Source organism: Polynucleobacter sp. MWH-S4W17 (genome assembly GCF_018687535.1).
Lineage (GTDB): Bacteria > Pseudomonadota > Gammaproteobacteria > Burkholderiales > Burkholderiaceae > Polynucleobacter.
The window spans coordinates 1030563-1051118 of record NZ_CP061295.1; the positions used below are offsets into that span (position 1 = coordinate 1030563).

Sequence of the window (20556 nt, forward strand, 5' to 3'; positions counted from 1 at the left end):
GAATCTGGATGAATATGAATTATCGTTTTAAACAATTTAGTTTTACCCACCTAATAGCGCTGGCCTGTATCTTGCTAATGAATCCTGCTTGGTCTCAAAACCAGGCAGAGGCTTTGCCTCAACTAGATGTCACGGGTATGCGAGATGGCAGTCAAGGATTCCTCTCGCCGAATAAAGTATTGGCTGGGGATGAACTTCAAAATAAGCTTTCCGGAACACTAGGAGCAACACTTGCCAATGAGCTGGGAATATCTGCGACGGGTTATGGTGCGGGATCATCAAGGCCGGTTATTCGAGGGTTAGATGGTTCCCGTGTTCAGATTCTTCAAAATGGCTTATCTGCCGGGGATGTATCTAGTATTTCCGCGGATCATGCAGTGGCAAGTCCTATGCAGAATACGCATCAGATCGAAATCTTGCGCGGTGCCTCTGCCCTACTTTATGGATCCGGCTCAAGCGGTGGCTTGGTAAACGTTGTGAATGATCGCATTGTTACTACGATGCCCGATATGGTCTCAGGCGCTCTTAATACAAGCTATGAAACAGTGAATCAAGGCAAGACTGCCAATATTGAATTAGATGCGCCTGCTGGACCTTTAGCGCTTCATTTTGATTCGGCGATTAGTAATTCTAATAACTATCGCATCCCAGGATTTGCAGAACAAGGCGGACCAAATGCCAATTGGTCTATCAACCCTGGTCAGCCCGTGAATATTCCTTATAGCGGCAAGCTTCCATTCTCTTTTAGCAATGAAAATAGCATGGGGCTAGGCGCAAGTTATGTTCGCTCCGATGGATATACCGGCGTCTCCTTAGAGCGCATGAATCATAACTACGGAATTCCTACTGCTGAAGGTGGCTTTATTCAGCAGTCTCAGAATCGTTACGATTTTGCTCACCAAAATAATGATCCGTTTGATGGCTTTAGCTCAGTCAAAATTAGTGCTGCCAATACCAATTACCAACATACTGAATTTACCAATAATGGGGTAGCCTCCACACAATGGAACAACACCGCCACTGAGGCGAGATTAGAGATGGCTCATAAAGAGCTATTGGGATCTAAGGGAATTCTGGGGGTGCAGTTAATTGGCTCCAATCTAAATGCAACTGATTTATCTACGAATAATTACGCCATTGTTCCACAGACAAAATCAAATTCAACTGCACTTTTCTTGGTGGAGGAAGGTAGATATGGCCCTATAAAAACAAATCTGGGGGCGCGTTATAACTATGCCACTCAAAACCCCAATTCAGGAACGCAGTTTCCAAGCACAAGTAGTCAAGCATTTGTGCCCACCTCCTATGGGCCCCCATCACTTCAAAGTCGGCAATTTAATTTAATGTCCTATTCTGCTGGAGGAATGTTGGATATTGCCAAAGGTTATGGCATAGGCCTTGCTTATACGGTTTCTCAAAGAGCGCCTTCTGCACAAGAGCTTTACTCCTATGGTCCACATGATTCAACGGCAACATTTGATATCGGAAATGCAAATTTAAGCACTGAAACATCACACAATCTAGAGCTAAGCTTTCAGAAAAGCTTGGGCATAATCCGTAGCAAAGCTAGCATCTATAGGAACCAATTTAGTAACTATATTTATGGCTATTACACGGGGGCTTACAGTCAAGCCAATGCAAACTTTTCCGTGGTTCAGGCCTCTCAAGCGAATGCCTCTATCCAGGGCGCAGAAGCTGAGCTTAGCTATAACTGGAATGAAACTGGTGTTGGGGGTAGATTATTTGGGGATGTTTCGCAAGGAACATTTACCTCTGGGGGCAATCTTCCATTACAGCCAGCTCCTCGACTAGGCACTGAATTGGCTTACCAACGTAACGGCTGGCTAACAAGTGCTACCTATATTTATAGTTATCAACAAAATAAATTAGCTAGTTGGGAAATTGGTCCTACGCCGAGTTACAACTTAGTAAATGCCAACCTCTCCTACACTGAGCGCATTGGAAAGGTAAATTGGACTGGTTATCTGATGTTGAAAAATATTTTGAATGAAGAGATTCGATATGCAACCACACCGATGTCGGTGAGACTATATGCTCCGCAACCTGGAAGAAGTTTGATGGCTGGCGTTAGGGCTGCCTTTTAATAAAGGCTGCACTAAAGATATCTGTGTAGAAAAAAACCAAGCAGCCCTGAACCCAGAATTACAAATACAGGATTGATTTTTGTTCTCAAAATGAAATACAGGGAAATTAAAGCCAATCCCAAAGTGATAGGACTAACGATAGAAGATTTGGCAACAGCATAGACGCCGGATATCATTAGTCCAATCGAAATGGGCTCCAAAGCATTTTGGATGGTTCTGCGCCAAGGGCTTTCACCAAAGCGATTCCAAATACGACCAGCATAAAAGCACAAAATACTCGATGGCAAGAAAAATGAGAGCAGAACAACTCCCGCTCCTACTAGGCCAGCAACCTGAAATCCGATCACCAAGACCATCAACATATTAGGGCCTGGTGCAATTTGTCCGATACTATAAATATGTACAAAACGCAGGTGATCAATGCCAAATTGATGAGCTAGTAAGGATTGCATCTCCGGTAATACAGCGGTCCCGCCACCTACCGCCAGGAGTGACAGTAAGCCAAAGCTGAGTGCTAATGAAACTAAATGGTTCATGAGCTAACTCTTGGGCGATAAATATAAATTGCTATCGGAGCCATTATTAATAGGACGATGGGTAGACTTAGCTTTACCAGACTCATCAAAATAAAGGTTGGCACAATAATGAAAAGTGACTTGAGATGCTTCCAGTGCTCGTCACCGATCCGATAAGTAATTGCCGCCAGTAAACCACATGCAGCTGCTGCAACTCCAGACAAAATGATATTTGCTAGTGGGTGATCTGTATTCGTGGTGTATGCAATACCAATAATTAGTACAAATAGAGATCCAGGAAGTATTAGGCCGATGGTTGACACGAAAGCGCCTAACATGCCGCGCAAATGATCTCCGGCTAACACCGCTAAGTTCACTGAGTTTAAGCCTGGCATAGTTTGGCTAATTGCAAGATAGCCCATGAATTCATCGGCAGTAAGCCAGCGTCTTTTTTCAATTAAAAGAATGCGTTCATAAGCAATGATTCCTCCACCAAAACTTACTGCGCCGATGAGTAAAAACTGGAAAAAGAGGTCATGTAAACTTACTGACAAATCTTCATCAGTTAATTTTGCGGAGCTCATTCAGGCTTTCCATAGATTAATGCCGTTTTTGTACTACCAATTTCTAACCAATCAGCCAATTCAGTTTGAAGCTTTTTAAAAAACTTATCCGCCCTCTTATGAGCCTTGGCTTGTGAGCGATTTTCATCGTTTACGCGATATGAAAAGGCAAGCTCGCCTACAATAGGGTCGCCAGCAGTCCTCATCCAAATGGCAATTTCACAATGCGCTTGCACACCATCTCCAAAAACCAGGTTTCCTAATGGCAAGCAGGCTTCAAGAATCTTATTGGTAGGACCACCAACTATATGTACGGGAGTTTTTTTATCTATCGAAAGATTTGCCATGCCTGGAAAATACTCACAAATCGCACTAATTGATCTGTCAAATAAACTATCAATTGGAACGGCATCCAAAATTGCATTGTTTGAGAAGATTTGACGTTTAGAACCCAAGGCATCGCCACGTAAGATTTCCTCTTTAAAGCGAGCCCTGGATTTTATTTTCTTTTGTGGGGCTGGATTAAATTTGGACGCATGCTCCATGTCATGGGTTCGACACTTGAGGGTGACTTCTGCATAGTCATCAACCCACACGTTTTGTCGTGACTCTCGAACTCGCAAAATAATATTATTTAAACGGAAATCTTCACCGGGAGTATCGTAAAAATAAATATTTCGTAGCCCGGTATTTGCATTATCAAGGTGAAAAAAATCCACCTTACTTTTCTTGCAAAACTTCACAATTTGTTCGCTAAGAAGCAAAATTCTGCCGTGACGATCAAGACCCTTTGGCTTGATGAGTAATTTAAATTCTCTATTGGTAATGGATGGATGCAGCTTCATAAAATAATCCTTTTTTCTTGAGCTTATCACCAACTCGTGAAATTAAATCAGTTCATGAGGTTGTAAGTGGGTAAACCAAGCTCTTAGCGAATTGAGTGGGTTAGGCAGTGCGAACCAAATCAGCAATACTTTTGGCTGCACTCATTGCAATATCAGCATCTTTAGTCTCCACCATAACGCGCAATAAAGGCTCCGTACCGGATGCACGAATCAGAACCCTACCAATGTTTTGGAGATCAGTCTCAACCTTGGTGATTTGGTTTTTTAGTCTTTCGTCGCTCTTCCAGTCGTAACCGGGTTTAAGCTTCACATTCAAAAGCACCTGCGGGAATATTTTGACAGCATCCAATAATTGCGCAAGGCTCTTTTTGTTTTGACTCATTGCCGCTAACACTTGAAGTGCCGCAATTGTGCCGTCACCTGTGGAGTGCTGGTCTAAGCAAAGCAGATGACCTGACCCTTCGCCACCAATGATCCAACCATTTTGTTTGAGTAATTCCAAAACATAGCGATCACCTACATTGGCGCGCTCAAAACCGATGCCTAGATCTTTAATAGCGTTTTCAACTGCAAGATTAGTCATTAAAGTGCCTACAGCACCACCAATCTGCTGTCCACGATCCAAGCGATCTTTTGCAAGTACATACAAAAGCTCATCACCATTAAATAAACGACCAGAAGCATCAACCATTTGGAGGCGATCAGCATCGCCATCTAGAGCGATACCGAGATCTGCATTCACTTCCTTAACTTTAGCAATTAAAGCTGCCGGTGCCGTTGCTCCGCAACCATCATTGATATTGCGACCATCAGGGCTAACGCCAATTGGGATCACTTCAGCACCTAGCTCATGAAAAACATGGGGAGCTGTGTGATATGCGGCTCCATTAGCGCAATCCACTACAAGTTTCAATCCCTTGAGATTTAACTCACCTGGAAATGTTGATTTACAAAACTCAATGTAGCGTCCTGCAGCATCATCTAAGCGAAAGGCTTTACCAAGTTCTTTTGAATTTACACAACCCATAGGTTTTTCTAATTCAGCTTCAATGGCAAGCTCAAACTCATCAGACAACTTATCGCCTTTTGCAGAGAAAAACTTGATGCCATTATCTTGATAGGGGTTATGAGAAGCTGAAATCACTAAGCCAGCAGACAAACGCAATGCCTTAGTGAGATATGCAACGCCAGGGGTTGGAATAGGACCGCAGAGCATCACATCTACACCTGCAGCAGCGAAACCAGCCTCCAATGCTGCCTCTAATAAGTATCCCGAAACGCGCGTATCTTTACCGATGAGAATTTTGCACCGTTCACCCGGTTTGGCATCACTTGTTAACACTTTGCCAGCAGCGTAGCCTAAGCGAGTCATAAATTCTGGAACGATTGGAAATAGCCCTACTTCTCCTCGAATGCCATCAGTACCAAAGTATTGTTTTTTCATGAATTTCATTATAAAACTTAGATGCGTCACTAAGTGTTTATAGCCTCCCAAAGCTTTAGAGCATCAACAGTCTCGGGTACATCATGGACCCGGATAATTTGAGCGCCACGATCTGCGGCCATGATTGCCGCCGCAATACTTGGGGCTACACGGTCATTAGCATCCTTACCAGTGATTTTGCCAATCATCGATTTACGTGAAATTCCCGCTAATACGGGTAGGCCTAAAGCGGAGAAGTCGGCAAAGTTTGCCAGCATATTGAGGTTATGTTCCAAGCTCTTACCGAAGCCAAATCCTGGATCAATAGCAATGCGGTTACCACTAATGCCTTTGGAGATTAAAAGCTTCGCTCTATCATTTAGAAACTGTCTTACCTCTGCAATGATGTCCTGATATTCAGGGTTAAATTGCATTGTTAAGGGGTCGCGTTGCATGTGCATTAATACAATCCCGCAGTCGCTACTTTCCAACACGACCTCTAAAGCCCCTGCTTGCCTGAGGGCCCAAATATCATTAACACAATCAACGCCAGCAAGCAAAGCTTGGCGCATTGTTTCTGCTTTATAAGTATCTATTGATAGGGGGACACCGCAATCCTTTAATGCCTCAATGACCGGAAGCACTCTATCCAACTCTTCTTGCAGCGCTACTGGTTCAGCACCAGGACGAGTTGATTCCCCGCCAATATCAATGAGATCAACCCCGTTTTCGATCATTAACTCCGCTTGTGCAATAGCATCATCAGCATTTCTGAATTTACCGCCATCAGAAAATGAATCCGGAGTTGCATTCAGAATGCCCATCACAATCGGGCGCTTGCGTTTGGAGAAGTCAAAAAGAAAACGCCCACAACGCCAAGTTGTGGGCATCTCTTGAAGGCTTTGATGGTGCATCAAAGACACAGCTAAACAGGGTAATTAAGCGGTGGCTGGAGCGCTGCCAGCAGCAGGGCCAGGGGTACCAGCGGAATTACCAAACTGAGTTGCGGGTGGGGGCTTAGGTACACGCGGCGGGCGACCCTCCATGATGTCGTTGATTTGCTCTGCATCAATGGTTTCCCATTCCAGTAAAGCTGCAACCATCGCCTCAACCTTATCTCGGTTTTGTTCCAAGATCGATCTAGCTAAGGCATATTGGCTATCAATCAACGTACGTATTTCAGCATCTACCTTTTGTTGGGTTAGTTCAGAAACTGTTTTGGTGCTGTTGCGACCAAAAATACTTTCTGATTCGGTATCAACATAGACCATGGTACCCAAGCTATCACTCATGCCATAACGAGTCACCATATCACGAGCCATTTTCGTGGCGCGCTCAAAATCATTGGAAGCGCCAGTACTTGAAGAATGCAAGAACACCTCTTCAGCAGCACGACCACCAAACAATATGGCCAACTCTTCCATCATGCGATCTTTATACAAGTTCACGCGATCAAACTCTGGTAACTGCCAAGTCACACCCAAAGCCATGCCTCGCGGCATGATGGTAACTTTATGAACAGGGTCAGCTTTAGGCAAAACCTTAGCTACAACAGCATGGCCAGACTCGTGATATGCGGTGTTGCGACGCTCTTCCTCGCGCATAACAGCAGACTTACGCTCAGGACCCATATAAATCTTGTCTTTAGCGTCTTCAAAGTCCTTCATATCTACTGCACGCTTATTACGACGTGCTGCAAACAATGCAGATTCATTCACCAGGTTCGCTAAATCTGCGCCTGAGAAGCCTGGAGTGCCCCTTGCCAAAACGGCGGCGTTGACATCAGGATCAATCGGTACTTTGCGCATATGCACTTGCAAAATTTGTTCACGACCGCGAATATCTGGCAAACCTACGTGCACTTGTCGATCGAAACGTCCTGGACGCAATAAAGCTTTATCAAGCACATCAGAGCGGTTAGTGGCGGCCACTACGATCACGCCACTATTACTTTCAAAACCATCCATCTCAACCAGCATTTGGTTTAGCGTTTGTTCGCGTTCATCATTGCCGCCGCCCATGCCGGCACCGCGATGACGACCAACAGCATCAATCTCATCAATAAAGATGATGCAAGGAGAATTTTTCTTGGCGTTTTCAAACATGTCACGAACACGTGATGCACCAACACCAACAAACATCTCCACGAAGTCCGAGCCGGAGATCGAGAAGAATGGCACCTTAGCTTCACCCGCGATGGCGCGAGCTAAAAGGGTCTTACCAGTACCCGGAGGGCCTACGAGCAATACACCATGCGGAATGCGGCCACCAAGCTTTTGAAACTTTTGTGGGTCTTTTAAGAAATCAACAATCTCAAAGACTTCTTCTTTGGCTTCATCGCAACCTGCAACATCGGCAAAGGTAACCGTATTGCTGTTCTCATCAATCAAGCGCGCTTTAGATTTACCAAAGGAGAATGCACCGCCCTTACCGCCACCTTGCATTTGGCGCATCATGAAAAACCAAAAGCCAATAATTAATAAAGTAGGGCCAAGATAGTACAAAGCAGAAACCAACATATTCGGTTCGTCATCAGCTTTGCCGGTAACTTGAACTCCATATTTCATGAGATCACCAACCATCCAGATATCACCTGGAGAGATGATGGAGTATTTAGTGCCGTCAGCAGGCGTTACTTGCAATGTGCGACCTTGCACATCTACACGCTTTACTTTGCCGGCTTTAGCGTCATCCATGAATTGGGAATACGTCACCTGAGTTTGGTCCTTAGGCTTATCAAACTGTTTAAAAACAGTGAAAAGCACCAAGCCCACAATGAGCCACACACCGATTTTTTGGAACATATTGCTGTTCAAAATGAGTCCTTTTCTGGATTGAACCAGGAGTTAAAGCGATTTGCTTCCTAAGTATTTGATTCTACTACCACCTTTTTTCAAGAGCTAATGGCATATATATTTGATAAAACCCTATAAAAACGGGGTTATTAGCCAGTATTTAGAGCCTATTTCCGAGGTTTTAGGTTTCTACCCAAAAGGAAGATCTCAGAAGACTTTGCTCTAGATGCTTTAGGTTTACGGGAGGCAACGGTTTTAAAGACCTTTTTAAAGGATTCCACTATCTGGCTATAGCCACTACCGTTAAAACATTTGATTAAAAGCGCACCCTCAGGTTTCAGATGAGCAGTAGCGAAGTCTAGGGCTATCTCTGCTAAAAAAGCCATTCTGGCAGCATCAGCAACACCAACCCCAGAAAGGTTTGGCGCCATGTCTGATAAAACCAAATCGACTTTGCCTTCAGCACTCATCGGTAAAAGCGCCTCTAAAGCAGCCAGCCCCTCTTCTTCCCTAAAATCACCCTGAATAAAGCTCACATCAGCTATATCCTCCATTGGCAAAATATCAATGGCAATAATCTGACCATCCGGTTTGCCGGAATCAATTTTGGGATTGCTTTTACCAAATTCAGTGAGGCGATTGCGGACGTACTGAGACCAACTCCCAGGAGCGCTCCCTAAGTCCACGATAGTCATGCCTGCCTTGATAAGATGATCTTGCTCGTCAATTTCACTGAGCTTATAAACCGCTCTAGCGCGATAGCCCTCCTTTTGAGCCATCTTCACATAGGGATCGGATAGATGATCCTGCAACCAACTTTTATTAAATTTATTCTTTGCCACAACTTACCCACTTTCGCCCTCCATTTTCCTAGTTTCTGAGCTCTAAAGCAAAAGGAATCGATCAAAATACAGGCAAATTCAAGCTAAAAGGGCAATTTAGACCCTCAATGCTCTATCATCAACCCCATGACTGCACTCACTATTACCCCTGCACAACGTAAATCCCTCAAAGCTGACGCTCACGATCTAAGTCCTGTTGTCATGATTGGTGGCGATGGCTTAACACCTGCTGTCATCAAAGAGGCTAAATTGGCCATTAATCACCACGGATTAATTAAGATTCGTGTTTTTGGTGATGAGCGCGAAGCACGCATTGCTATGTATGAAGAACTTTGCGACAAACTTGACGCTGCTCCAGTTCAACATATCGGCAAGTTACTCGTGTTATGGAAACCAAAAGATATGGTTGATGAAGCTTTTAGCAATCTTGGTAGATCAAGCAAGCAAACCAAGAAATCTTTGCAGGCTCCTCGCACGAAACGTCAGCCAAATCGTGCCCCAGCAAAAGCTGGCGTGCGTACTAGCACTTCCGAAAGATCGGATCGTCGCTCCGCTTCAAATGCAGCACCGTTTGCTCGTGCTGCGGCAGTGAAATCAGCAACACCTAAGAAGCGGGTTTTGCGCTCTGAAGCGGCGGAATCAAAAATTGGCTGGTCTTCTCCCGGCTATAGAAAAGCAGTTGCTGCACCAGCTCCGATTAAGAAGCGTAAAGTCAGAATGAGCAGCACTAAGAAAAAGTCACTTGGCTCTTAATTCTGGCAAGTGAAATAAAAAAACGCCGCTAGTCGGCGTTTTTTGTTGACCGCCAAACTAAGGCTAGGCCGAGTACCGATTGAATCATAAAGATTGCACTAGAAACTCCATGCAGGCGAGCAAATAATGCTGCATTTGTAGACTCGCGAACTGACAGGCCTAAATAGAGCGCTTGATCTCGTAATGAATCCATCCAAGGAATGAAGATGAATGCTGCCCCAACAGTGCATGAGAGTATTCCCAGTAGGATCCAGCGGGTGATACGGTAATAGTTGTAACCATGTCTTACTAGGTGATTTGCCATCAACATTAGAAATACGTTTAAGGCGACACCGATATACGCCGTGGTTTTAAAGAGATTTGCTGCAACCATGCCGGCAACCTGTCTATCTCCCAAACTAGAGAATAAGATAGGCACAACTAAAAATCCAATGGTAATAAAACTACCTACCCAAAGACCTGAAATTAGGCTGAATATTCTCTGGGTGCGGATATGGTGCATTAAACGTATCGGACGGCCAAGATTTCAACTTCGCGATTGCCGCCTGGGGCTTGCACGGCAACAACGTCACCCTCCTCTTTGCCAATTAATGCACGGGCAATAGGTGAGCTGATGGAGATTTTCTTAACGGCGATATCCGCCTCATCATCCCCAACGATTTGATAAGTGAGCTTAGTGCCATCTTCTAAGTCCTCAAGATCGACGGTAGCACCAAAGACTATGCGTCCAGCAACATCTAAAGTAGCGGGGTCAATAATTTGAGCTGCCGATAACTTGCCTTCTAACTCTTGAATGCGGCCTTCAATAAAGCCTTGCTTTTCTTTGGCAGCATCGTATTCAGCATTCTCAGAAAGGTCGCCTTGAGCGCGTGCCTCAGAGATCGCATTGATAACGGAAGGACGTTCAACGTGTTTAAGACGGTGCAGCTCCTCTTTGAGAAGTTCTGCACCGCGCTTGGTGATCGGAATTGTGCTCATGAAACTAACCTAACTTAAATTCTTGCGCAAAATAGCGCGTATAAAAGTCAATTTTAGATTAAATGAGCTCCCGATGTAAGTTTTGCAAGGAATAAACCTCGAGGGAGTCGAGTCGGCCATTTTCTGAGGCTAACAAACCATCCATCACTGCTCGTGCGGCACTAATGGTCGTGTAATACGTAACACCATTAGCCTGAGCGCTGGTTCGAATTGATCTAGAGTCAGCAATCGCTGTCCGGGTCTCATCCACAGTAGTAAAGACAAGTGAAATCTCACCATTCTTGATGAAATCCACGATATGGGGGCGCCCATCCTTTACTTTATTAACTACTTTTACCGGCAAACCAGCCGCTTCAATTGCTGCTGCTGTACCCTTTGTCGCAACCATCGGGAAGCCCAGTTGATGCAACAACTTAGCAACTTCAATTGCTTTTGGCTTGTCACTATCTTTGACGGTCAAAAGAACTGTTCCGCTCTTTGGCAATTTGATGCCGGCACCCAACTGTGACTTAAATAAAGCCTCGCCAAAGGTCTTGCCAACACCCATCACTTCGCCAGTTGAACGCATTTCTGGACCGAGAATTGGATCTATACCTGGAAATTTATTAAATGGAAATACAGCTTCCTTGACTGAGAAGTATGGTGGCTTAATTTCAGTCTTAATACCCTGCTGCTCTAAAGTCTGACCAACCATGCAACGTGCAGCAATCTTCGCCAACTGCAAACCAGTGGCTTTTGACACAAACGGTACGGTGCGTGAAGCGCGTGGATTTACTTCCAAGACATAGATGACATCTTTGCTATCTACATTTTGAATCGCAAATTGGACGTTCATCAGGCCAACAACATTCAGTCCTTTTGCCATCGCTGCAGTTTGGCGTTTAATCTCTTCCACCGTTGCATCGGATAAAGAATATGGAGGCAATGAGCAGGCTGAATCGCCAGAGTGAACACCGGCTTGCTCGATATGCTCCATGACGCCACCAATAAATACGGCTGTACCATCGCTGATGCAATCGACGTCACATTCGATAGCATCATTCAAGAAGCGATCTAGAAGCACAGGAGAGTCATGGGATACCTTAACGGCTTCACGCATGTAACGCTCAAGGTCGCGACCATCATGAACGATTTCCATTGCACGACCACCTAAGACATACGAAGGTCGGACTACTAATGGGTAGCCAATTTCCACAGCAAGCTTGAGAGCCTCTTCTTCAGTACGCGCTGTACGGTTAGGTGGCTGACGCAATCCGAGATCCTGTAGTAGCTTCTGGAAGCGTTCACGATCTTCTGCTGCATCAATCATGTCTGGTGAAGTGCCGATAATTGGCACACCATTGCGTTCAAGATCTAAAGCCAATTTCAAAGGAGTTTGACCGCCGTATTGAACGATAACGCCCTTTGGTTTTTCTTTAGCAACAATCTCCAATACATCCTCAAGAGTCAGCGGCTCAAAGTACAGACGATCCGATGTGTCGTAGTCAGTCGAAACGGTTTCAGGGTTACAGTTGACCATGATAGTTTCGTAACCATCATCGCGCATTGCTAAAGCAGCATGCACACAGCAATAGTCAAACTCAATACCTTGACCAATTCGGTTAGGCCCCCCGCCCAAAACCATAATCTTTTCTTTATTGGTTGGGTGTGATTCGCACTCGCCATGCTCTGCTTCATAGGTTGAATACAAATAAGCAGTGTTGGTAGAGAATTCGGCAGCACATGTATCAACACGCTTGTAGACTGGAACAACTTTCAATCGATGGCGCGCTGCACGAACGGACGCAGCGTCAACTTTGAGTAACTTTGCTAAGCGGCGATCGGAGAAACCTTTTTGCTTTACAAAGCGTAACTCAGGAGCTGTTAGGCTATCGATCTTGCGCTGCTTAAGCTCAGTCTCAATGGTGATCAGTTCTTCAATTTGCTCCAGGAACCAAGGATCAACTTTAGTTTCACTATAGATCTCATCAAGACCCATACCCATGCGGAATGCGTCTGCCAAATACCAAATGCGATCTGGACCCGGCTCATTAATTTCATTAATGATGTCATCAAGGTCTGTGGATACTTCATCCAAGCCGTCAACACCAACCTCAAGACCGCGGAGCGCTTTTTGGAAAGACTCCTGGAAAGTCCGGCCAATGGCCATGACTTCGCCAACTGACTTCATCTGCGTTGTTAGGCGGGAATCAGCCTGCGGGAACTTTTCAAATGCAAAACGTGGAATCTTGGTAACAACGTAATCGATTGAAGGCTCAAATGATGCCGGTGTTGCGCCGCCGGTAATGTCATTCTTGAGTTCATCAAGTGTATAACCTACGGCCAATTTAGCTGCAATCTTTGCAATTGGGAAACCTGTAGCCTTTGATGCTAAAGCCGAGGAACGGGATACCCTTGGATTCATCTCAATGACGATCATGCGACCATCTACTGGATTAATCGAGAACTGAACGTTAGACCCACCGGTATCAACACCAATTTCTCTCAGAACAGCAATCGATGCATTACGCATGATTTGATATTCTTTATCCGTCAACGTTTGCGCAGGCGCCACGGTAATTGAGTCACCGGTATGTACGCCCATTGGGTCTAAGTTTTCAATTGAACAAACGATGATGCAGTTGTCATTGCGATCGCGCACGACTTCCATCTCGAATTCTTTCCACCCCAAGAGAGACTCTTCGATCAAGAGCTCACGTGTTGGTGATAAATCGAGACCACGTTTACAAATTTCTTCAAATTCTTCACGGTTATAGGCAATGCCGCCACCTGATCCCCCCATGGTGAATGATGGACGAATGACTACCGGGAAACCTGAGCTGCCAGTTTGCTTCTGAATTTGCTGCTGAACCTCATGAGCCTCATCCATTGAGTGCGCAATGCCGGACTTTGCAGAGCCTAGGCCAATTTTGGTCATGGCTTCTTTAAACTTTTGACGATCTTCTGCTTTATCAATGGCTTCTGGTGAAGCGCCAATCAATTCGCAACCGTATTTCTCTAAAACGCCATGACGGTGTAGATCTAAAGCGCAATTCAGTGCAGTCTGGCCACCCATGGTTGGCAAAATGGCATCAGGCTTTTCGGTAGCAATAATGCGCTCAACTACTTCCCAAGTAATCGGCTCGATGTACGTTACATCAGCCATCTCTGGGTCAGTCATGATGGTTGCAGGATTACTGTTGACCAAAATAACTTTATAACCCTCATCACGCAATGCCTTACAAGCTTGCGCTCCAGAGTAGTCAAACTCACAGGCCTGTCCAATCACAATCGGACCAGCACCAATAATCAGGATGCTCTTAATGTCGCTACGCTTAGGCATTATTTGCCCTCCTTCTTGGTAGCATTCATTAGCTCCATAAAACGATCAAATAAATAGGCAATGTCATGAGGACCTGGTGAGGCCTCAGGATGCCCTTGGAAACACAGCGCTGGCTTGTCATTCCACGCCAAACCTTGCAAGGATCCATCAAATAAAGAAACATGGGTTACGCGAATATTGCTTGGCAAGGTATTAGCATCAACGGCAAAACCATGATTCTGTGAGGTGATGGCAACACGTCCTGTATCTAAATCTTTCACAGGATGATTAGCGCCATGGTGGCCAAATTTCATCTTTAGTGTTTTTGCGCCTGCTGCAAGACCCATGATTTGATGGCCTAAACAGATGCCAAAGGTTGGCACACCTTTTTCAATAATTTCTTTTGCGGCAGCAATAGCGTAATCGCATGGACCAGGATCGCCAGGGCCATTTGAGAAGAACACGCCATCCGGATTCATGGCTAGCACTTCTGCTGCGCTAGTTTGCGCAGGCACAACTGTTAATTCGCAGCCTCGCTCAGTCAGCATGCGCAAGATATTGCGTTTCACACCAAAGTCATAAGCAACTACCTTTTTAATTGGCTTGCTAGTATCTAATGTTCTGTAAGCAGGCTTGCCATTTGGCCCATGAAGATCCCATTCTGCCTCGCGCCACTGATAGGCTTTCTTGGTAGTCACTACCTTTGCAAGATCTAGGCCTGACATGCCAGGGAAAGCTTTAGCAAGCTCAAGAGCCTTCGCCCCTAAGGATTCATAGTTATCACCTAATTTACCAGCAACAATAGCGCCGGATTGTGCACCCTTATCACGCAGAATTCTGGTGAGCTTGCGTGTATCGATACCAGCAATCCCTAAAACATCTGCTTTGGTAAGGTAGTCATCTAAAGAGCCTTCCGAACGGAAATTGGATACGCGTTTTGGAAGATCCTTCACTACTAAGCCTGCTGCATGAATCTGATCTGATTCCGCATCTTGGGCATTGACACCGACATTACCGATATGTGGGTAGGTTAAGGTAACAATTTGGCGTGAGTAGCTGGGATCAGTAATGATCTCTTGATAGCCAGTCAATGCAGTGTTGAATACGACTTCGCCAGTAGTTTCGCCAGAGGCGCCAATGCTAAAACCGGGAAATAATGTGCCGTCGGCTAAGGCCAACACGGCTGGGGGAAAAGAAGGAAGCAAGGGTGACAAACCATCTCCAGTCCCTGCTCCATCCGACGCTCAAAACCCCAAAAAAGACTAGCCCGGGGATATTTTTGCGGGTGGTGAGTGTCTTTAAGCGCTAGGGTATATATTAAGTTTCGAACCCTGTAATCATAACATTTTTGCTCGTAAACCCTTGGATATCAAGTCAAATGGGGGCTGGAAGGTAAAAAGCTCCCCCGGCCTAATGGCTGGAGGAGCAATTTGTTCAAAGTTGGGCGTTTTAAGCCTTGGCGCTCTGCTCAATAATGGTCTTAATTTGAGCTAGTACAGACTGGTCATCCATCGTGCTGATATCACCAGGATCACGACCTTCGGCTACGGCCTGAAGTGCACGACGAACAATCTTGCCTGAACGTGTCTTTGGCAACGCAGTAACTATATAAACCCGGCCAGGTCGTGCAATCGCCCCTAAGGTGGTATCGACAGTCTTCATGCACTCAGCTTCCAAAGTAGCAGTATTGGATGCATCTTTAGGAATCACAAAGGCAATCGCGGCTTGCCCCTTTAATTTATCTTCAATGCCAACCACGGCAACTTCTGAAACATTCGGATGACTGGAAATACTTTCCTCGATTTCGCGAGTACCAAGGCGATGTCCAGCTACGTTGATCACGTCATCTGTTCGGCCCAAGATGAAGAAATAGCCATCTTTATCTTTAATGCCCCAGTCAAAGGTGGAGTAGACTAATTTGCCCGGAATTGTTTCCCAGTAGGTGCTGACAAAGCGCTTGTCATCGCCCCAAACAGTTTGCATGCAACCTGGAGGTAATGGACCTTCAATAGCAATGACGCCCTTCTGATCTGGGCCCAGCTCTTCGGAAGTAGCATCATCGAGTAACTTCATGTTGTAACCAAACGATGGCACACCTGGTGAGCCAAATTTATGTGGCATGACTTCAACCCCACGCTGAATTGCCAGCATTGGCCAACCCGTTTCTGTCTGCCAGTAGTTATCAACAATAGGCTTATTAATTGCACCATGAATCCAACTGGCAGTCGGTTCATCCAAGGGCTCACCTGCCAAAAAAAGAGCGCGCAATTTAGAAAGGTCATACTTGGTTAAGAAGGCAGGGTCTTGTTTCTTCAGAACGCGAACCGCTGTTGGTGCAGAGAACATGACTGACACTTTGTACTTATCTACCAGCTCCCACCAAATGCCTGCATCAGGACGCAAAGGGGTGCCCTCGTACATGATCGTAGCCATACCAGATAGCAATGGCGCATAAATGATGTAGCTGTGGCCAACAACCCAACCAATATCGGACGTACAGAACATGGTCTCACCAGCATTACCGGTAAAGATATGTTTCATTGAGGCGGCGAGAGCTACTGCATAGCCGCCTGTATCACGCTGAACACCTTTAGGCTTTCCAGTTGTACCGGAGGTGTACAAAATATAAGAAGGATGAGTTGCATCAACCCATTCAATAGGCACTACATCATTTAAATGCTTTTGGCGTTCGCTTGCGTAATCTAAATCACGTCCAGCGACGGTGGTGAATTCAGTTAAGCCGCGATTCACAATCAAAACCTTCTCAGGCTTGTATTCAGCCAGAGTAATTGCTTCATCTAGCAATGGCTTGTAAGGAACTGCTTTGCCGCCACGTGCACCTGCTTCTGCAGTAACAATCAGTTTTGGTTTTGCATCATCAATACGAGATGCCAAGCTGTGGGATGCAAAGCCACCAAACACAACGGAGTGAATAGCACCAATACGGGCGCACGCCAACATAGCAAAACAAGCTTCGGCGATCATCGGCATATAAATAAGTACGCGATCACCCTTTTTAACGCCCGCTGCCTTGTAAATTGCTGCCATACGATTCACTTCTTCGTATAACTCTTTAAAGGTATATGCCCTCTCTTGATTGGTTTCTGTAGAAACTGCAACTAAGGCAATTTGATCTGGACGATCTTTTAAGTGGCGATCTACTGAGTTGTAGCAAAGATTGGTTAAGCCACCCTCAAACCATTTAGCAAATGGTGGGTTGTCGTAATTAAGAACTTTGTTAAAAGGTTTTTCCCAATGTATTAACTGCGCTTGCTCACCCCAAAATCCATCCGGGTCTTTAATTGAGCGTTCGTGGTGTGCTTTGTAGGACATGGTCAACCTGATCTCTTAAAAAGTTACTCAAATTACTGGCTTTTGCTCACCCCTTTACTAGCCTTGCTGCTAGCTGAGGCAGGTGAACTACCATTTTTCGCAGATTTTGCAAGCCCTGTCGATTCGGATTTATGCTGAGATGCAGCATTTTTTTCAGAAGAATTACCCTTAGAGGCGCCCTTATCTCCTTTTTTGGAGTTGCTGGGTGCAGCACATTTACTTGATTTAGCCCCTTTTGTACCCTTTGCTGGTTTGGGGCACTTAGGAGCAGGCGGAGCTGGCTTTTCTAGGTTGAGACTGGCATTTTCTGCCATAGCAGTTGAAACATCACCCGGACGGCGACTGGTTTTGGGAATTAGCACGGTAGAGCCTGCTCGTATACGCATTCCCCTTGGAATGCCGTTGACCTCGCGCAGGGTATCTACATCCACCCCCAACGTTTTAGCTGCCTGATCAACACTTTCTGTTTTGGAAACTTGAACAGCAGTCCACGACGAAAGAGGTTTAGAGTATTGCTTGAGGTTATCTTGAAAGATCTCAGCATGCGCAAACGGCAAAAGAATTTGCTGGTTAGCATTGCTTAAAATTACCGGCTTATTAAATGATGGATTCAGAATTTGAAATTCATCTGCAGGTATCTCGGCCAACTTAATTACAAGAGCAACATCAATATCGTTTCCAACATCAACCGCGACAAAGTATGGGTGATTTTCTAAATCAGGCAGCACAATTCCATATGCCTGTGGATCCAGGACAATTTGTCGATATGCCATCAATTTAGGAACGTAATTTCGAGTTTCACGCGGTAAGGTCAAACTCTCATAATCTATAGGCAATCCTGCGGCGGCATTACGCTTTTGTGCTTTTGTAATATTGCCAGCACCCCAGTTGTAGGCTGCTAAGGCTAGTTCCCAGCTACCGAATTGATTATTCAAACGTTGTAGGTAATCCAAGGCCGCATCCGTTGACTGCACAACATCGCGTCGCTCATCTCTAAATACGTTTTGTGTGAGACGAAAGTCTTTGCCCGTGGCAGGCATAAATTGCCATAGACCCACTGCCTTTGCATTTGACTTTGCATTGGTTACAAACGCACTTTCAACAAATGGTAGTAATGCAATCTCGGTAGGCATATTGCGCGCATTTACCTCTTGAACGATGTAAAACAAATAACGTGAAGAACGCGTCATCGAGCGATTCACATAGTCCGGCCTTGCAGCTAACCAGCGAACCTGTTCGATCTCTAAAGGACTATTCATTGGCTCCATCTCGAAGCCATCACGGATACGTATCCACAGATTGTCAGAAGGTGCATAAACCTTGCTAACAGATTGATTTTTGAGATTTACTCGGGCAGCCTTAGATGTTTTTGGATTTGCCTTTGTTGGTGCGTCAGAAGACCAATCAGTACTTGCGCAACCACTCAGCAAAGCAGTAATTACTAATACTGCATACATCACCCGCATTAGAAGCGATCTTTCCAGCCACGAATGACTGCCAATACATGTGCAGGCGTTGGCAATGATGTCTGACCTGAAACCTCTTTAGCCATTGCAATGACTTCGGCTTGATCACAACGCATGAATGGATTAACTTGCAGCTCTTGTCCAATAGTGGTTGGAAGAGTTGGCAAACCCTGCTCTCGCAAAGATTTAGCCTGCTCTGCCCATGAGAGTAGATTAAGGTTGTTGGGCTCTACTGCTAAAGCAAAACGAATATTCGATAAAGTGTACTCATGGGTGCAATAAACCAAAGTATTTTTTGGCAGTGCGGCAAACTTACCAAGCGACTCCGTCATTTGGGTTGGTGTCCCCTCGAACAATCTTCCACAGCCAGAGGCAAATAAGGTGTCACCACAAAAAAGCATTGGCTCAACAACATTTGCCTGCATGTTTGCAAAATAAGCGATGTGACTTAAGGTATGCCCAGGAACTTCGAGAACCTTCAAGCTAATGCGCGGGGAAGCAATTTCAAATTTATCGTCTTGCATTACGACATTAGTGCGACCTGGAATATTGCCACCAACTGGGCCATAAACAGGCAGATCCGCACCCAAACTTTCCAATAAGTTGAGAATGCCACCCGTATGGTCCGCATGGTGGTGGGTAATAAGAATGCCTTTAAGGGTCAAATGATTTGTGCTCAGGTACTCCAAAACTGGTGCTGAATCACCTGGATCCACCACTAAAGCAGAGCTGCCATCGTGAATACACCAGATATAGTTATCATCAAAAGCCGGAATGGGCCAAACCTGCAATAAAGTATTCTTATCCATAGACCCATGATACCAACCCCACCCATACCCTCTCAGACACCTGCACCTCCCTGGAGCTCATGGGAAAAATGGCTCCAATCTCCTCCTGGACGCTACGTGCTAGCGTGGGAGCAACGGTGTTTTGACCAAATTGTTGCCGATGTCTTTGGCTTTCATGCAGTGCAAATAGGCCTACCTCAGATAAATACGCTTAGTGAAAATCGCATGCCTTTGCATGCCATCCTGATTCACTCTAACGATAGTCGCTCTCATACAACTAATTACAACTGGCATTTAATTGAAGGTGACTCGACAGACCTCCCCTTTGCCAGCGAAAGTATAGATTTAATTGTTCTGCCCCATGTTTTGGAATTTGCCACTGATCCCCATCAAATATTGCGCGAAGTCGATCGAGTACTTCGACCCGAAGGTCGTTTAATTATTTCCGGCTTTAACCCCGCAAGCCTATGGGGCGCCAGACAATACCTCAGCAGATTGGTTGGAACCCCTTACCTTCCTAGAGATGGGCAATTTATTAGTCTCATCCGCATAAAAGATTGGCTGGAGTTACTTAACTTCTCTTTGGACCGAGGTCACTTTGGTTGCTATAAATTTCCCCTGCAGGGTGAATCTGCGATGGGCAAGATGAATTTTCTTGAAAAAATGGGGAATCGTTGGTGGCCTATATTTGGGGCTGTTTTTTTAGTTTCAGCCATTAAGCGCCAACAAGGAATGCGCCTCATTGGCCCAGCATCACTTGTCCGTATACCGGCCATGCAACAACTAACTCCCGCCGCCGAGCGCAGCAATATCCAAAAACGCTTCAAAAGAGGCAATACCAAGTAAATT

Annotated in this window: 17 protein-coding genes; 3 read left to right on the forward strand and 14 right to left on the reverse strand. The window is 45.4% G+C overall.

Annotated elements, in window-relative coordinates; all coding sequences use genetic code 11:
* The first annotated feature begins 14 nt into the window (after positions 1-14).
* Positions 15-2105: a TonB-dependent receptor gene (locus C2755_RS05380; protein ID WP_251368438.1), complete on the forward strand. Its 2091-nt coding sequence runs from the start codon at positions 15-17 to the stop codon at positions 2103-2105.
* Between the two features lie 11 nt (positions 2106-2116).
* Here C2755_RS05380 and C2755_RS05385 read toward each other — a convergent pair whose 3' ends face one another.
* The 7 genes from C2755_RS05385 to C2755_RS05415 all read right to left on the reverse strand — a co-directional run bounded on the left by C2755_RS05385 (position 2117) and on the right by C2755_RS05415 (position 9088).
* Positions 2117-2641: a chromate transporter gene (locus tag C2755_RS05385; RefSeq protein ID WP_215319810.1), complete on the reverse strand. Its 525-nt coding sequence runs from the start codon at positions 2639-2641 to the stop codon at positions 2117-2119.
* Positions 2638-3204, reverse strand: a complete 567-nt coding sequence (locus C2755_RS05390) for a chromate transporter (RefSeq protein ID WP_215319812.1) — start codon at positions 3202-3204, stop codon at positions 2638-2640. The genes C2755_RS05385 and C2755_RS05390 overlap by 4 nt, the downstream gene beginning before the upstream one ends.
* Positions 3201-4028 (reverse strand): hypothetical protein, encoded by an 828-nt coding sequence (locus C2755_RS05395; RefSeq protein WP_215319814.1) that lies wholly within the window; start codon positions 4026-4028, stop codon positions 3201-3203. The genes C2755_RS05390 and C2755_RS05395 overlap by 4 nt, the downstream gene beginning before the upstream one ends.
* 100 nt (positions 4029-4128) lie before the next feature.
* A complete protein-coding gene (gene glmM, locus C2755_RS05400) occupies positions 4129-5472 on the reverse strand; it encodes a phosphoglucosamine mutase (protein ID WP_215319816.1) in 1344 nt (447 codons plus the stop codon).
* Positions 5473-5501: 29 nt separating this feature from the next.
* Positions 5502-6341 (reverse strand): dihydropteroate synthase, encoded by an 840-nt coding sequence (gene folP, locus C2755_RS05405; protein WP_215319818.1) that lies wholly within the window; start codon positions 6339-6341, stop codon positions 5502-5504.
* 48 nt (positions 6342-6389) lie between these two features.
* A complete protein-coding gene (ftsH, locus tag C2755_RS05410; RefSeq protein ID WP_215319820.1) occupies positions 6390-8267 on the reverse strand; it encodes an ATP-dependent zinc metalloprotease FtsH in 1878 nt (625 codons plus the stop codon).
* 146 nt (positions 8268-8413) lie between these two features.
* Positions 8414-9088: an RlmE family RNA methyltransferase gene (locus tag C2755_RS05415; RefSeq protein WP_215319822.1), complete on the reverse strand. Its 675-nt coding sequence runs from the start codon at positions 9086-9088 to the stop codon at positions 8414-8416.
* A gap of 126 nt (positions 9089-9214) precedes the next feature.
* Between C2755_RS05415 and C2755_RS05420 the strand changes: the two genes are divergently transcribed.
* Positions 9215-9841, forward strand: coding sequence for a YhbY family RNA-binding protein (locus C2755_RS05420; protein ID WP_072582461.1), 627 nt, complete (start codon positions 9215-9217; stop codon positions 9839-9841).
* 28 nt (positions 9842-9869) lie between these two features.
* On the opposite strand, the gene C2755_RS05425 is transcribed toward C2755_RS05420, so the two are convergent.
* The 7 genes from C2755_RS05425 to gloB all read right to left on the reverse strand — a co-directional run bounded on the left by C2755_RS05425 (position 9870) and on the right by gloB (position 19728).
* A complete protein-coding gene (locus C2755_RS05425) occupies positions 9870-10343 on the reverse strand; it encodes a DUF4149 domain-containing protein (protein WP_215319824.1) in 474 nt (157 codons plus the stop codon).
* Positions 10343-10819, reverse strand: coding sequence for a transcription elongation factor GreA (gene greA / locus C2755_RS05430; RefSeq protein WP_072582463.1), 477 nt, complete (start codon positions 10817-10819; stop codon positions 10343-10345). The genes C2755_RS05425 and greA overlap by 1 nt, the downstream gene beginning before the upstream one ends.
* Before the next feature lie 58 nt (positions 10820-10877).
* Entirely contained in the window at positions 10878-14141 is a 3264-nt protein-coding gene (carB, locus tag C2755_RS05435) for a carbamoyl-phosphate synthase large subunit (protein WP_215319826.1), read from the reverse strand.
* Positions 14141-15325, reverse strand: a complete 1185-nt coding sequence (carA, locus tag C2755_RS05440) for a glutamine-hydrolyzing carbamoyl-phosphate synthase small subunit (RefSeq protein ID WP_215319828.1) — start codon at positions 15323-15325, stop codon at positions 14141-14143. Before carA ends, carB begins: the two co-directional genes overlap by 1 nt.
* A gap of 244 nt (positions 15326-15569) precedes the next feature.
* On the reverse strand, positions 15570-17453 hold the full coding sequence (locus tag C2755_RS05445) for a propionate--CoA ligase (RefSeq protein ID WP_215319830.1): 1884 nt from the start codon (positions 17451-17453) through the stop codon (positions 15570-15572).
* Positions 17454-17485: 32 nt separating this feature from the next.
* A complete protein-coding gene (locus C2755_RS05450) occupies positions 17486-18919 on the reverse strand; it encodes a transglycosylase SLT domain-containing protein (protein WP_215319832.1) in 1434 nt (477 codons plus the stop codon).
* Positions 18919-19728 (reverse strand): hydroxyacylglutathione hydrolase, encoded by an 810-nt coding sequence (gloB, locus tag C2755_RS05455; protein ID WP_215319834.1) that lies wholly within the window; start codon positions 19726-19728, stop codon positions 18919-18921. The genes C2755_RS05450 and gloB overlap by 1 nt, the downstream gene beginning before the upstream one ends.
* Positions 19729-19734: 6 nt before the next feature.
* On the opposite strand from gloB, the gene C2755_RS05460 reads away from it, so the two are divergent.
* Positions 19735-20553: a class I SAM-dependent methyltransferase gene (locus C2755_RS05460; protein WP_215319836.1), complete on the forward strand. Its 819-nt coding sequence runs from the start codon at positions 19735-19737 to the stop codon at positions 20551-20553.
* Positions 20554-20556: the final 3 nt, after the last annotated feature.

What these genes read in the sequence shown, in the direction of transcription:
- C2755_RS05380 (WP_251368438.1), top strand. Translation starts at nt 15, where the DNA reads ATGAATTATCGTTTTAAACAATTTAGTTTTACCCACCTAATAGCGCTG.
- C2755_RS05385 (WP_215319810.1), bottom strand. Translation starts at nt 2,641, where the DNA reads ATGAACCATTTAGTTTCATTAGCACTCAGCTTTGGCTTACTGTCACTC.
- C2755_RS05390 (WP_215319812.1), bottom strand. Translation starts at nt 3,204, where the DNA reads ATGAGCTCCGCAAAATTAACTGATGAAGATTTGTCAGTAAGTTTACAT.
- C2755_RS05395 (WP_215319814.1), bottom strand. Translation starts at nt 4,028, where the DNA reads ATGAAGCTGCATCCATCCATTACCAATAGAGAATTTAAATTACTCATC.
- glmM (WP_215319816.1), bottom strand. Translation starts at nt 5,472, where the DNA reads ATGAAAAAACAATACTTTGGTACTGATGGCATTCGAGGAGAAGTAGGG.
- folP (WP_215319818.1), bottom strand. Translation starts at nt 6,341, where the DNA reads ATGCCCACAACTTGGCGTTGTGGGCGTTTTCTTTTTGACTTCTCCAAA.
- C2755_RS05420 (WP_072582461.1), top strand. Translation starts at nt 9,215, where the DNA reads ATGACTGCACTCACTATTACCCCTGCACAACGTAAATCCCTCAAAGCT.
- C2755_RS05425 (WP_215319824.1), bottom strand. Translation starts at nt 10,343, where the DNA reads ATGCACCATATCCGCACCCAGAGAATATTCAGCCTAATTTCAGGTCTT.
- greA (WP_072582463.1), bottom strand. Translation starts at nt 10,819, where the DNA reads ATGAGCACAATTCCGATCACCAAGCGCGGTGCAGAACTTCTCAAAGAG.
- carB (WP_215319826.1), bottom strand. Translation starts at nt 14,141, where the DNA reads ATGCCTAAGCGTAGCGACATTAAGAGCATCCTGATTATTGGTGCTGGT.
- C2755_RS05445 (WP_215319830.1), bottom strand. Translation starts at nt 17,453, where the DNA reads ATGTCCTACAAAGCACACCACGAACGCTCAATTAAAGACCCGGATGGA.
- C2755_RS05450 (WP_215319832.1), bottom strand. Translation starts at nt 18,919, where the DNA reads ATGCGGGTGATGTATGCAGTATTAGTAATTACTGCTTTGCTGAGTGGT.
- gloB (WP_215319834.1), bottom strand. Translation starts at nt 19,728, where the DNA reads ATGGATAAGAATACTTTATTGCAGGTTTGGCCCATTCCGGCTTTTGAT.
- C2755_RS05460 (WP_215319836.1), top strand. Translation starts at nt 19,735, where the DNA reads ATGATACCAACCCCACCCATACCCTCTCAGACACCTGCACCTCCCTGG.